Origin of the sequence: Streptomyces sp. NPDC057271, from assembly GCF_042668715.1 — a bacterium.
GTDB lineage: Bacteria > Actinomycetota > Actinomycetes > Streptomycetales > Streptomycetaceae > Streptomyces.
The window spans coordinates 22,482-35,567 of the sequence record NZ_JBHUYJ010000070.1 but is presented as its reverse complement, the minus strand read 5'-3'; the positions used below and the strand labels follow the sequence as shown (position 1 = coordinate 35,567).

General features: G+C 70.8%; 12 protein-coding genes. 11 read left to right on the top strand and 1 reads right to left on the bottom strand.

What is annotated here, in order from left to right; genetic code table 11:
• Positions 1-127: 127 nt before the first annotated feature.
• The gene (locus ACFUJR_RS26880; protein ID WP_352191150.1) at positions 128-691 is read right to left on the bottom strand and encodes an HNH endonuclease; all 564 of its coding nucleotides are present in this window, start codon (positions 689-691) and stop codon (positions 128-130) included.
• Positions 692-938: 247 nt separating this feature from the next.
• Here ACFUJR_RS26880 and ACFUJR_RS26875 point away from each other — a divergent pair, with 247 nt between their 5' ends.
• The 11 genes from ACFUJR_RS26875 to ACFUJR_RS26825 all read left to right on the top strand — a co-directional run bounded on the left by ACFUJR_RS26875 (position 939) and on the right by ACFUJR_RS26825 (position 13,083).
• A complete protein-coding gene (locus ACFUJR_RS26875; protein ID WP_383450797.1) occupies positions 939-2,000 on the top strand; it encodes a mechanosensitive ion channel family protein in 1,062 nt (353 codons plus the stop codon).
• An 89-nt stretch (positions 2,001-2,089) separates the two neighbouring features.
• A complete protein-coding gene (locus ACFUJR_RS26870; RefSeq protein ID WP_383169729.1) occupies positions 2,090-2,941 on the top strand; it encodes a JmjC domain-containing protein in 852 nt (283 codons plus the stop codon).
• Positions 2,942-2,968: 27 nt separating this feature from the next.
• Entirely contained in the window at positions 2,969-3,268 is a 300-nt protein-coding gene (locus tag ACFUJR_RS26865; protein ID WP_383169727.1) for a hypothetical protein, read from the top strand.
• Positions 3,269-3,503: 235 nt separating this feature from the next.
• Positions 3,504-4,718, top strand: coding sequence for an ROK family protein (locus ACFUJR_RS26860; protein ID WP_383169725.1), 1,215 nt, complete (start codon positions 3,504-3,506; stop codon positions 4,716-4,718).
• 119 nt (positions 4,719-4,837) lie between these two features.
• Positions 4,838-6,175: an ABC transporter substrate-binding protein gene (locus ACFUJR_RS26855; RefSeq protein ID WP_383169723.1), complete on the top strand. Its 1,338-nt coding sequence runs from the start codon at positions 4,838-4,840 to the stop codon at positions 6,173-6,175.
• A 19-nt stretch (positions 6,176-6,194) separates the two neighbouring features.
• A complete protein-coding gene (locus ACFUJR_RS26850; RefSeq protein WP_383169722.1) occupies positions 6,195-7,157 on the top strand; it encodes a carbohydrate ABC transporter permease in 963 nt (320 codons plus the stop codon).
• Positions 7,158-7,159: 2 nt separating this feature from the next.
• The gene (locus tag ACFUJR_RS26845) at positions 7,160-8,062 is read left to right on the top strand and encodes a carbohydrate ABC transporter permease (RefSeq protein ID WP_383169720.1); all 903 of its coding nucleotides are present in this window, start codon (positions 7,160-7,162) and stop codon (positions 8,060-8,062) included.
• A 6-nt stretch (positions 8,063-8,068) separates the two neighbouring features.
• Complete coding sequence (locus ACFUJR_RS26840) at positions 8,069-9,334, top strand: 6-phospho-beta-glucosidase (protein ID WP_383169717.1); 1,266 nt, start codon at positions 8,069-8,071, stop codon at positions 9,332-9,334.
• Entirely contained in the window at positions 9,325-10,302 is a 978-nt protein-coding gene (locus tag ACFUJR_RS26835; protein ID WP_383169715.1) for an N-acetylglucosamine kinase, read from the top strand. Before ACFUJR_RS26840 ends, ACFUJR_RS26835 begins: the two co-directional genes overlap by 10 nt.
• A gap of 253 nt (positions 10,303-10,555) precedes the next feature.
• Positions 10,556-12,013, top strand: a complete 1,458-nt coding sequence (locus ACFUJR_RS26830) for a hypothetical protein (protein WP_383169713.1) — start codon at positions 10,556-10,558, stop codon at positions 12,011-12,013.
• An 11-nt stretch (positions 12,014-12,024) separates the two neighbouring features.
• Positions 12,025-13,083 (top strand): glutamate ABC transporter substrate-binding protein, encoded by a 1,059-nt coding sequence (locus ACFUJR_RS26825; RefSeq protein ID WP_383169711.1) that lies wholly within the window; start codon positions 12,025-12,027, stop codon positions 13,081-13,083.
• The last annotated feature ends 3 nt before the right edge of the window (positions 13,084-13,086 follow it).

Here is a 13,086-nt window from a genome sequence, read left to right as displayed (position 1 = left end):
GGGCCCGTCGCCCGCGGACCGGTAGAAGGCGCGGGACGGTCCGCGGGCCGGTCGTCCGCGGACCGGTCGCCCGCGGGCCGGGAGGGGCGCGCCCGGCGGCACGCCCCCCGTACGGCGAAGGCCCGGCTCAACCCGTCTTCACGGCCCCTGTGGGGGCGGTGGAGACGGCGTCGATCCGGGCCATCACGTCGTCCGCGCCGTACGGCTGCAGGTAGGGCAGCCAGCGCGGGTCCCGGTGTCCGGTCCCGATGATCCGCCAGGCCAGACCGCTCGGCGGGGCGGGTTGGTGGCGCAGCCGCCAGCCCAGCTCGCGCAGGTGCCGGTCGGCCTTGACGTGGTTGCAGCGGCGGCAGGCCGCCACGACGTTCTCCCAGGCGTGCGTACCCCCGCGGCTGCGCGGAATGACGTGGTCGACGCTGGTTGCGACGCCACCGCAGTACATGCAACGCCCGCCGTCGCGGGCGAAGAGGGCTCTGCGGGTCAGAGGAACGGGCCCCCGGTAGGGGACCCGCACGAACCGCTTCAGCCGGACCACACTGGGTGCGGGGATGACGCGGGTCTCGCTGTGCAGGAAGGCGCCGGACTCCTCAAGGCAGAGTGCCTTGTTCTCGAGGACGAGGACGAGCGCGCGGCGGAGCGGTACGACGCCGAGAGGCTCGTACGACGCGTTGAGGACCAGGACATGCGGCACGGATGCCTCCTAATACGCCGGCGGCGCGTGGCTCGCGCCGGGACGAACTGCTCTCAGTCTCTCCTCATGCCTGGTCGGAGCGCCACCACGTCCCGGTAACGGGCTTGAAGTGTTCTCGACCACATCGGCAATCGGCTCCCCGTACATCCCCGCGTGAGGTCGGTCTCTCCCTCGAACATGCACCAGGAGTGCACCCGATGCCCCGATAGTGTGGATGTTCTGCGTACACCACGCCTGGAGGTTCTACGTGTCCTGGTCCGCCCTGTCGACCGCCGACGATCCGCAGCAGGTCCCCGTCACTCTCGACGAGGCCGCGGAGAAGGCGACGAGCGCCGCGGGCTGGGTGGAGGAGAACTGGTCCACCTGGCTGAACACCGGTCTGCGGATCATGCTCATCCTGGTCGTCGCCCTGCTGCTGCGGATGGCGATCCGTCGCGCCCTGACCAAGCTGATAGAGCGGATGAACCGCTCCGCCCAGGCCGTGGAGGGCACGGCGCTCGGCGGACTCCTCGTCAACGCGGAGCGGCGGCGGCAGCGCTCGGAGGCCATCGGCTCGGTGCTGCGGTCCGTCGCCTCGTTCCTGATCATGGGCACGGCGGGGCTGATGATCCTCGGCGCCTTCAAGATCGATCTGGCTCCGCTGCTCGCCTCCGCCGGTGTCGCCGGTGTGGCGATCGGCTTCGGCGCCCGGAACCTGGTCACGGACTTCCTCTCCGGCGTCTTCATGATCCTGGAGGACCAGTACGGCGTCGGCGACTCGGTCGACGCGGGCGTGGCCTCCGGCGAGGTCATAGAGGTCGGTCTGCGCGTGACGAAGCTGCGCGGCACCGACGGTGAGATCTGGTACGTCCGCAACGGCGAGATCAAGCGGATCGGCAACCTCAGCCAGGGCTGGGCGACCGCGGCGATCGACGTGACGGTCCGTCCGACGGAGGACCTGGACCGGGTGAAGTCCGTGATCGACGAGGTCGCGGCGGCCATGGCGAAGGACGAGCCCTGGAACGAGCGGCTGTGGGGCCCGGTGGAGATCCTCGGCCTGACCGAGGTGCTTCTCGACTCCATGACCGTCCGGGTCTCGGCGAAGACGATGCCGGGCAAGGCCCTGGGCGTCGAGCGCGAGCTGCGGTGGCGGATCAAGCGGGCGATGGACGCGGCCGGCATCCGGATCGTCGGCGGTGTACCGGCCCAGGCGGAGGAGTCCGCCGCGGACCCCACGGCCGGGATGGCGGCCCCTTCGGCCTACGCGTCGACGACGTCCCCGCAAGCCGTGGCGGCGAGCCCGCTGCCGAAGCCGGACCTCGCCAAGTAGTCCGTTCGTACACAGGAGGGCGCCCCGCCGACGATCGGCGCGGCGCCCCTCGCGTGTACGGCCAGGGTCGGAGCCCGAGGCGTCCGCCCTTGACGTCCGCGACGAGGCCGCTGCTCTTCCGCCGTTCCCCGCAGGCACTGGCCGGCCTGTTGTCCATCGAGGAAGTGGACGCGCTGGTGGATGCCGAATGCCTCCCAGCGCGGAACGTCGTCCTCCTCAAGGACGGCAAGGTCCTTGAGCGGCAGACTTACATCGACGGCGACATGCCCTGGCCCGGCGCCGTCCGCGCTCACCTCGACAGCGGGGGCACCCTCTCCGTACGCCAGCTCCAGACGCTCAGACCGTCGCTGAGCATCCTGCGCCGCGAAATCCAGGACGAGACCGGGTGCCTCGTGCACGTGAACGCGTACATGACCCCGCCCGGCGCCCAGGGGCTCAAGTACCACTACGACCCGTACGTCACGCTGATCGTCCAGCTCTCCGGCCGGAAGACCTGGCCCATCCACCCGCCGTTCGTCGAGAACCCGACGATCGAACACGGCAACTTCCTGGAACGCGGATTCACCTTCGCAGAACGGCGCTATCTGGCCAACATCCCGCCCGCACGAACGTTCACTCTGGAGCCCGGCGACGTCTTCCGGCTCCCCCGAGGATATGTCCACTCTCCGTACACCGAGGGCGACGAGACGTCACTGCACCTGACTTTCGCACTGAAAGAACGTACGTTCCACTGGCTCGCGTCGGAGATGACCCGCGAGGTCCTGTCCCAGGCCCTTGTGGACCCGGCCCTGCGGGCGGAGATCGCCCCCGCCCGCCTGCTGACCTCCCCCGAGGAGGCCGTGCGCCGGACGCGTGAATACCTGGTCGGGGCCCTGCTGCTGATGGAGCCCGCGAGCATGGCCGAACTCGCTCGGAGGGCCACGAGCCATGCCGGCCGGTGAGACCGCCGCCGTCGGTACGGTGCGCCCGTGACGCAGCACTGGCACGCCTACGCGTACACCGGCCGGTCCTATCCCGACTCGGCGATCCGGCGTGGCGAAGTCCCGGCGGACTATCCACCCATCGAGATCAAGGACTGGCTCACGCGCCAGAGAAACCACGTGGCGGCCACGTACGGTGACGTGGAGGACGCCGTCGCGTGGCTGGAAGGGGAGCTGACCCAGAACCCTCCGGCCGACCAGGAACGCTTTCCGATCTGGGACCGGTTGCAGCGCTCCCGCGAGACGCTGGTGCTGACCGCGGGGAACGACGTGGTCCACGGTTACTAGTCCAAGGCCCGGCAGTACGTCTCCCGGTCGCTCATCGCATGCCCCCGCACGGATGGGCAACCATGCCCGTACCAGTCCTGACCACCACCTCACGGGACCCCGCGGGTAACACTTCGACCCCGCCGCCGGGGACTCCTTCGGTGCCCGGGTATTGACGTCCGCGCGACGGCCGTCCTACCGTCCTCCTGTCCAATAGGAAACTTTCCTAACAGTGAGAGGGGCGGGTGCATACGACATGGCCGGTACGACCCCGGGTATCCCCGGCACCCCACGTGTGCTGCGGGCCATGAACGACCGGGCGGCTCTCGATCTCCTCCTGGAGCACGGGTCCCTCTCCCGCACCCGGATCGGCAAGCTCACCGGCCTGTCCAAGCCCACCGCCTCGCAGCTCCTCGCCCGCCTCGAAGCCGCCGGGCTCGTCGTCGCCACCGGGACCACGGCGGGCCGGCCGGGTCCCAGCGCACAGCTGTACGCGGTCAACGCCCGGGCCGCCTTCGCCGCCGGACTCGACGTGACCCCGCGGCTGATCCGCGCCGCCGTCGCCGACATCGGCGGCGAGGTCGTGGGCGCGTTCGAGCTGCCCACCCCGGGCCGCGCGGCCGACGACGTCGTACGGCAGGTCACCACCGCCCTCGACGGCGCCGCCAAGGACGCCGGGATCACCCGGGCCGAGGTGCACCGGCTCGTCATCGGCACCCCCGGCGCCTTCGACCCGGCCACCGGGCGCCTGCGGTACGCCTCCCACCTGCCCGGCTGGCACTCCCCCACGCTCCTGGAGGAACTTGCGGCCGCGCTCCCGATGCCGTTCGAGTACGAGAACGACGTCAACCTGGTGGCCGTCGCCGAGCAGCGCCTCGGCGCCGCACGGGGCCACGAGGACTTCGTGCTGCTCTGGAACGAGGAGGGCCTGGGCGCCGCGCTCGTCCTCGGCGGCCGGCTCCACCGCGGTTTCACCGGCGGCGCCGGCGAGGTCGGCTTCCTGCCTGTGCCCGGCACCCCGCTCGTACGACAGGTCACCAAGGCCAACTCCGGCGGCTTCCAGGAGCTGGCCGGCGCTCAGGCCGTGCCCCGGATCGCGCGGGCCGAGGGTATCGAGACCCCCGAGCACCCCCACGTACCCGCCGCGTCCCGCCTGCTCGCCCACGCCGCCGCGCACCACGGCGACGACCCGCGGTACGCGGCGCTCCTCGACCAGTACGCCGAGCGCCTCGCCACCGGTCTCGCCTCGCTCGTCGCCGTCCTGGACCCCGAGGTCGTCGTCCTGTCCGGCGAGGCGATCGTCAGCGGCGGGGAACCCCTGCGCGAGCGCGTCCAGTCCGAGCTGGCCGAACTCGCCGCCTCCCGGCCGCGGCTCGTCCTCGGCGGCGTGGAGCGGCACCCCGTCCTGCGCGGAGCCCTGGAGAGCGCCCTCGCCACCACCCGCGACGAGGTCTTCGACACGTCCCGCTAGACCACGGACCACGGGCCACCGAGCACAAGCCACTCCAGCACCTCCGGTAACGCCCGCACCGCCCGCATCGCCCGCAGTCCCCCTTCCCCCGTCGACCCTCCGCCACAGGGAGTTCCGTCATGCCCGTACGCGCCCGCAGAACCGCCGTCGCGCTCGCCGCGACCGCCTCGATCGCCCTCCTCGCCTCGGCCTGCACCGGCTCCACCGGGAACAAGGCGGGCGACGACCCGAACGCCGAGACCACGATCACGTTCTGGCACGGCTGGTCGGCGCCCTCCGAGGTGAAGGCGATCCAGGACAACGTCGACCGCTTCGAGAAGGCCCACCCGAACATCAAGGTGAAGACCGTCGGCAACATCAACGACGACAAGCTGAGCCAGGCGCTGCGAGCGGGCGGTTCGAACGGCCCGGACGTGGCCGCGTCCTTCACCACGTCCAACGTCGGCAAGTTCTGCCACACGGGCGCGTTCGCGGACCTCAAGCCCTTCCTGGAGAAGGACAGGGTGGACCTGGACAAGACCTTCTCGAAGATCCTCCAGGACTACACCCAGTTCGAGGGCAAGCGCTGCTCGCTGCCGCTGCTCTCCGACGCGTACGGGCTCTACTACAACAAGGACGCCTTCCGGGCCGCCGGCATCACCGCCCCGCCGAAGACCTGGTCGGAGTTCACCGAGGTCGCCAAGAAGCTGACCAAGGAGAAGGGCGACAGCTACGAGCGCCTCGGCTTCATGCCGAACTACCTCGGCTACGAGACCGTCCCCTCCCACTACATGTCGCAGTGGGACCACTCGTACTTCGACGGGAACGGCAAGTCCAACCTCGCCAAGGACCCGGGCTTCGCCGAGATGCTGACGTACCAGAAGTCGCTGGTCGACAGCCTGGGCGGGTTCGCGAAGCTCGACAGGTACCGCACCTCCTTCGGCGACGAGTGGGGTGCGAAGCACCCCTTCCACACCGGTCAGGTCGCCATGCAGCTGGACGGCGAGTGGCGGCTGAACTTCATCAAGGAGGCGAAGGTCGGCTTCGAGGTCGGCGTCGCACCCCTGCCGGTCGCCGACGACGAGGTGGCCGAGTACGGCAAGGGCTACCTCTCCGGCACGATCATCGGCATAGCGCCGCAGAGCAAGAAGCAGAACGCGGCCTGGGAACTGATCAAGTACATGACCATGGACACCGAGGCCGTGGTGAACTTCGCCAACGACATCGGCAACGTCCCCTCCACGCTGGCCGCCCTCACGTCGCCGAACCTGAAGGCCGACGACAACTTCAAGGTCTTCCTGCGGATCGCGCAGCACCCGGAGTCCTCGACCTCCGACGGCGCCGTGAACGGTTCCGCGTACCAGGACACCTTCCAGGACTTCGCCCAGAAGTACGAGAAGGGCCAGGTCAAGGACCTGAGGAAGGGGCTCGAGGAAACTGCCGCCCAGATAGACCGCGACATCGCCCAGGCGAAGTAAGACCCGGGACCGGTACCTCATGTCCACCGACACCCTCGAAGGGCGTCAGGCGGCGCTGCGGTCGAAGCGCGTGCGGAGCGCGCTGCGCACCGCGGCGTTCATGTCGCCCTGGCTGATCGGCTTCAGCGTCTTCTTCGCGTACCCGCTCGTCTCGACCGTCTACTTCTCGCTGATGAAGTACGACGGGCTCAACCCTCCGACCTGGCGGGGCCTGGACAACTGGACGTACGTCCTCTCCGACCTGCCGAAGTTCTGGCCGGCCATGCAGAACACCCTCTGGCTCGCGGTCGTCATGGTCGCCTGCCGGGTGGTCTTCGGCCTCGGCATCGGCCTGCTCGTCACCAGGATCAAGACCGGCGCCGGGTTCTTCCGGACCCTGTTCTACCTGCCGTACCTGGCACCGCCGGTGGCCGCGACGCTCGCCTTCGTCTTCCTCCTCAACCCGGGCACGGGGCCGGTCAACTCGCTCCTGGAGGCCGTCGGCATCCCCGCGCCCTCCTGGTTCAACGACGCGGCCTGGGCCAAGCCGGCGCTGACCGTCCTCGCCGTGTGGGGCGTCGGGGACCTCATGGTCATCTTCATGGCCGCGCTGCTCGACGTACCGAAGGAGCAGTACGAGGCGGCGGAGCTGGACGGGGCCTCCGCCTGGCAGCGGTTCCGCTACGTCACCCTGCCGAACATCTCGCCGGTCGTCCTCTTCGCGGTCGTCACCGGGATCATCGGCGCGATGCAGTACTACACCCAGCCCATCGTGGCGGCGAAGGTCGCCTCCGGGGTGATGGGCGGTTCGGGCCAGACCTTCGAACCGGGCCATCCGGACGACTCCACGCTGACCCTGCCGCAGCTCGTCTACAGCCTCGGCTTCGGCCGCTTCGACTACGGTGCGGCCTGCGTCGTGGCCCTCGTCCTGTTCGCGCTCTCCATGGCCTTCACCGCGCTGCTGATGCGCCGGCGGGGCGGCCTGATCGGCTCGGGTGACTGACCATGTCCTCCTCCGTCTCCACGCTCGACCGTCCCGTGGACAGGAAGCGCCCCGCCGGGGCCGCCGCGAAGTCGGCCCGCCGCAGGGCGTTCCTGCACTGGATCGCCGTGCACTCCCTCGGGACGGCCGCGGCCCTGTTCTTCGTGCTGCCGTTCGTCTTCGTCCTGCTGACGTCCCTGATGAGCGACCATCAGGCGCTCACCCGCGACCTCACGCCGAACTCCTGGCACTGGGACAACTACGTCCGGGTCTTCCAGACCCCGGGGTTCCTGGACTGGTGGAAGAACTCCCTGCTGTACGCGGGTCTCGGTACCGCGCTCGTGGTGGTGTCCTCGATCCCGGTGGCGTACGCGCTCGCCAAGTTCCGCTTCCGGGGCCGGCACCTGTCGCTGCTGCTCGTCATCTCGATGATGATGCTGCCGCCGCAGGTGATCATCATTCCGATGTACCTGTTCTGGGCCAAGCAGATGGACCTCTCGGGCACGCTCTGGCCGCTCATCATCCCGATGGCCTTCGGTGACGCCTTCGCGATCTTCCTGCTGCGCCAGTTCCTGCTGACGATCCCGAACGAGTACATCGAGGCCGCGAAGATCGACGGGTGCGGTGAACTGCGCACCCTCCTCAAGGTCGTGCTCCCGATGGCGAAGCCCGGCATCGCCGCCGTGGCGCTGTTCCAGTTCTTCTACTGCTGGAACGACTACTTCGGACCGCAGATCTACGCCTCCGACAACCCGGCGGCGTACACGCTGAGTTATGGCCTGGAGTCCTTCAAGGGCGCACACCACACCGACTGGAATCTGACCATGGCCGCGACCGTCCTGGTCATGGCCCCTGTGATCCTCCTCTTCTTCTTCGCCCAGAAGGCGTTCGTCGAGGGAGTCACACTGACCGGAGTGAAGGGCTAGCCGAGAATGAAGCTCGCTGTCGTGGGGGGCGGCTCCACCTACACCCCCGAACTGATCGACGGATTCGCGCGGTTGCGCGACACCCTGCCCGTCACCGAACTCGTCCTCGTCGACCCGGCCGCCGACCGGCTCGGACTGGTCGGCGGACTGGCCCGGCGGATCTTCGCCAAGCAGGGCCACGAAGGGAAGATCGTCACCACCTCCGACATCGACGCCGGGGTGGCGGGCGCGGACGCCGTGCTGCTCCAGCTGCGGGTCGGCGGCCAGGCCGCCAGGAACCAGGACGAGACGTGGCCCCTGGAGTGCGGCTGCGTCGGCCAGGAGACCACCGGCGCCGGCGGGCTCGCCAAGGCGCTGCGGACGGTGCCGGTCGTCCTGGACATCGCCGAGCGGGTCCGGCGCACCAACCCGGACGCCTGGATCATCGACTTCACCAACCCCGTCGGCATCGTCACGCGCGCGCTGCTCCAGGCCGGCCACAAGGCCGTCGGACTGTGCAACGTGGCCATCGGCTTCCAGCGGAAGTTCGCACACCTCCTCGACGTCACCCCGGCCGAGATCCACCTCGACCACGTCGGGCTCAACCACCTGACCTGGGAGACCGCCGTACGGCTCGGCGGCCCGGAGGGCGAGAACGTGCTGCCGCGGCTGCTCGCCGAGCACGGCGACACGCTCGCCGACGACCTGCACCTGCCGCGCCTGGTCATGGACCGCTTGGGAGTCGTCCCCTCGTACTACCTGCGCTACTTCTACGCACACGACGAGGTCGTACGGGAGCTGGGCACCAAGCCCTCGCGGGCGGCCGAGGTCGCCGCGATGGAGAAGGAGCTCCTGGAGATGTACGGGGACCCGGCGCTCGACGAGAAGCCGGCGCTGCTCGCCAAGCGGGGCGGGGCCTTCTACTCGGAGGCGGCGGTGGACCTCGCCGCCTCCCTGCTTGGCGGGGGAGGCTCTCCGTATCAGGTGGTGAACACGTACAACAACGGCACGCTGCCGTTCCTCGCCGACGACGCCGTCATCGAGGTGCAGGCGGCGGTGGGGGCGAACGGCGCGACGCCACTACCGACGGCCCCGCTCGACCCGCTGTACGCCGGACTGGTCTCCCATGTGTCCGCGTACGAGGAGCTGGCTCTGGAGGCGGCGCTGCGCGGTGGCCGCGACCGGGTGTTCAAGGCGCTGCTCGCACACCCGCTGGTGGGTCAGTACGAGTCCGCCGAGGGCCTCACCGACCGGCTGATCGCACACAACCGGGAGCACCTCGCGTGGGCGTGAACCTCGACGGCGCGCTCCTGGCGATCGACGCGGGCAACAGCAAGACCGACGTGGCGATCGTGGGAGCGGACGGGACCGTACTCGGCTCGGCGCGCGGCGGCGGGTTCCAGCCGCCCGTGGTCGGTGTCGAGGCGGCCCTGGACGTCCTGGCGGAGGCGGTGGGACGGGCTGCCGCCCCGACGGGCCACCCCCTGGAGTTCGCACATGTCTCCGCGTGCCTCGCCAACGCCGATCTGCCGGTGGAGGAGGCGGAGTTGAAGGTCGCTCTCGACGCGAGGGGCTGGAGCCCGTCCGTACGGGTGTACAACGACACCTTCGCCGTCCTGCGCGCCGGGCTCGACGAGCCGCGCGGTGTCGCCGTGGTGTGCGGGGCTGGGATCAACTGTGTCGGGATGCTGCCGGACGGGCGGACCGCCCGCTTCCCCGCCCTCGGGAAGATCTCCGGGGACTGGGGCGGCGGCAGCGGACTCGCCGAGGAGGCGCTGTGGTTCGCCGCCCGGGCGGAGGACGGGCGGGGTGAACCGACGGCCCTGGCACGGACGTTGCCCGCGCATTTCGGGCTGCCGACGATGTACGCGCTGATCGAGGCGCTGCATCGGGGGAGCGTCGCGTACGAGCGGCGGCACGAGCTGACGCCGGTGCTGTTCCGTACGAGTGCGGAGGGCGACGCGGTCGCCCGCTCGCTGGTGCGACGGCTGGCCGAGGAGGTCGTCGCGCTGTCGGCGGTCGCGCTCGGCCGGCTCGGCCTGCTCGACGAGGAGGCTCCGGTGATGCTGGGGGGCAGCGTGCTGGCCGCACGCCATCCCGAGCTGGACGGGCTGATCGCCGAACTCCTCGCGGTGAAGGCGCCGAAGGCGGTGGTGGGTGTGGTCACCGCGCCGCCGGTGCTGGGTGCGGCCCTCCTCGCCCTGGACGAGGCGGCGGCGCCGCCGGAGGCCGCGACACGGCTACGGCTCCACTACGCCTGAGGCGCCGCGGGTGGACCGAAGGCGGGGCGTCTCCCTCACGGGGGGGGCGCCCCGCCCCTCGTTCACCCCTTCGTGTCGGTCCGTCCGTGGAACCGACGGGGGCGAGAAGGCGTGTTCACAGCAGGGGGTTCGCCTACGGGGCCGGCGCGACATGGGGCACGATAAGAACAAGATCCAGTCAATCCTGGTGTGCGGGTGGGGCCCCTGAGGCCATACTGCTGGCCGGGAGCGTCGGACCGAGGGGGAGGCCACGTTGACACACCCGCCGAATGCGCCCGCCGCCTCGGCGCCGGGCAGCGTGCCCGCCCACCCGGTTCCGGGTGTGCCCGCGCAGGCGTCGGCGCCGTCCGGTGCGGCCGTGTCCGCCTCCTCCGTCGTCCCCTCGCCGGCCGGGCCGCCCACCGGGCGCGCACCGTGGGACGAGGTCCGGGTTCGGCTGCGCCGCGCGGCCACGACCGAGCCGGGCCGCCTCCAGATCCTCGGCGCCGTCCTGGCCCTGCTCGTCGTCGCGTTCGGAGCCGTGACCGCGTTCGAGGTCTCCGACCGGGCCGGCTCGGCCGAGGACGTGGTGAGCCGCAGCCAGCCGCTGAGCGCCGACGCCGCGGACATCTACCGCTCCCTCGCCGACGCCGACACGGCCGCGGCCAGCGCCTTCCTGTCCAAGGAGCGGGACCCCGCCGACCTCCAGAAGCGGTACGCCGACGACATCACCACCGCGTCCCGCCTGCTGGTCAAGGCGGCGGCGAGCACCGGCGGCTCGTCGCAGTCCGCCCGCGAGATCACCACGCTCAACGAACAACTCCCCCGCTACACCGGTCTGATCGAGCGGGCCCGGGCCGCCAACCGGCAGGGCCTGCCGCTCGGCGGCGCCTATCTGCGGTACGCGAACCAGCTGATGTCCACACAGCTGCTGCCCGCCGCCGAGCGGCTGTACGAGGCGGAGACCGAGCGGCTCAAGCGGGACGACGAGGACGCCCGGGACTGGCCGTTGCTCTCCCTCGCCCTCGGCCTCGCCGCCCTCGCCGTCCTCGTCTGGGCCCAGCGCCGTACCTACGTGCGGACCAACCGGGTCTTCAACCAGGGGCTGCTCGCCGCGACCGCCGCCTCCGTGATCGTGCTCCTCTGGCTCGCCGCCGCGCACACCGTCGCCCGCGCCGGGCTCGACGACGCCCGTGAGCACGGGCAGAGCTCGCTCCAGGTCCTCAACGCCGCCCGGATCAGCTCCCTCAAGGCGCGGGCCAACGAGAACCTGACGCTGGTCGCCCGGGGCGCGGTCCTCACCGCCGACGGCAGGAGCGACAAGTACGAGACGGACTACACGACCAGCATGAAGTCGCTGACCGGCGCGCTCGCCGAGGCGCGTGAGCTGGCCGACGACGACGCCGGTCGCGACCCGCTGAGCGTCGCCGTGGAGCGTACGGCCGACTGGCGCGAGCGCCACAAGGACGCCAGGGACAAGGACGACGCGGGCGACTACGAGGGTGCGCGGACCGGTGTCGTCGGACCGGGCGCCTCCACGGGACAGTCCTTCGACCAGGTCGACGCGGCCCTGAAGCGGGCCCTGGGCCACGAGCAGAGCGAGTTCACCCAGGCCGCCGAGGGCGGTCGGGACGCGCTCAGCGCCCTCCCGCTGGGCGCTGCCGCGCTCGGGGTCCTGGGCGCGGCGGGTGCCGTGACGGGCGTCAACCGCAGGCTTTCGGAGTACCGGTGAGAGGGGGCGGGATGCGGAACGGCGTCGACGGCGCAAGGAAGCGCGGACCGGCCCGGCTCCTCGGCGGGCGCCCCCTGGCGCGGCTGCGCGGCTGGGGCGGTGTGGGGGCGATGGCGGTGGCCTGCGGGCTGACGGCGTCACTGACCCTGCTGCCACTGACCCGCAGCGCGAACGGCGCCCCCGTCTCCCCCGTGGCGACCGGCCCGGGGGTCGGGGCCGGCGTGCAGGTCAACGCGGACACCTGCCGGAACCCCGAGGCCTCGCTCACCCCGTCCACCGCCGACGGCCCGGCCGTGGAGGCGATCAAGGCGCGCGGCAAGCTCGTCGTCGGCGTCGACCAGAACAGCTTCAACTGGGGGTACTTCAACCCCGAGACCAGGGAGCTGGAAGGGTTCGACATCGCGCTGGCCAGGGCGATCGCCAAGGACCTGCTGGGCAGCGAGGACGCGATCATCTTCCGCACGATCCCCACCAACCAGCGGATCGCGGCCCTGGACAGCGGGAAGGTCGACCTCGTCGTCCGCACGATGACGATCAACTGCAAGCGGATCGAGCAGGTGGCCTTCTCCACGGCCTACTTCCAGGCCGGTCAGCAGGTCCTGGCGCCCAAGGACTCGACCGACATCACCGGGTACGACTCCTCGCTCAGCGGCAAGCGGGTCTGCACGGCGGAGGGCTCCACGGCCTACGAGGCCCTGGTGGACAACTCCTTCGGAGCCACGTTCAAGGACGAGGGGGACGGCACCGGGAGCGACAGGGACCGGTACACCGTCCCGAACCAGCTGGACTGCCTGGTCCGGCTCCAGATGGGCGAGGTCGACGCGGTCGTCACCGACAACGCGCTGGCGGCGGGACAGGCCGCGCAGGACCCGGCCGTCGAGCTCAAGGGCAGACCGTTCACCACCGAGTACTACGGAGTCGCCGCCAAGCTCGGCAACGACGACCTCGTCCGCCGGGTCAACCACGTCCTCGTGCAGTACCGCCAGGGCGCCTGGACCGCGGCGTACGACAAGTGGCTGAAGGCGGACCTGCCCGGGATATCCGGGCCGCCCGCACCCATGTACAAGTAGAGC

Coding starts and splice junctions, on each gene's coding strand:
- ACFUJR_RS26860 (WP_383169725.1), top strand. CDS start 3,504: ATGGCCGGTACGACCCCGGGTATCCCCGGCACCCCACGTGTGCTGCGG.
- ACFUJR_RS26855 (WP_383169723.1), top strand. CDS start 4,838: ATGCCCGTACGCGCCCGCAGAACCGCCGTCGCGCTCGCCGCGACCGCC.
- ACFUJR_RS26850 (WP_383169722.1), top strand. CDS start 6,195: ATGTCCACCGACACCCTCGAAGGGCGTCAGGCGGCGCTGCGGTCGAAG.
- ACFUJR_RS26845 (WP_383169720.1), top strand. CDS start 7,160: ATGTCCTCCTCCGTCTCCACGCTCGACCGTCCCGTGGACAGGAAGCGC.
- ACFUJR_RS26840 (WP_383169717.1), top strand. CDS start 8,069: ATGAAGCTCGCTGTCGTGGGGGGCGGCTCCACCTACACCCCCGAACTG.
- ACFUJR_RS26825 (WP_383169711.1), top strand. CDS start 12,025: ATGCGGAACGGCGTCGACGGCGCAAGGAAGCGCGGACCGGCCCGGCTC.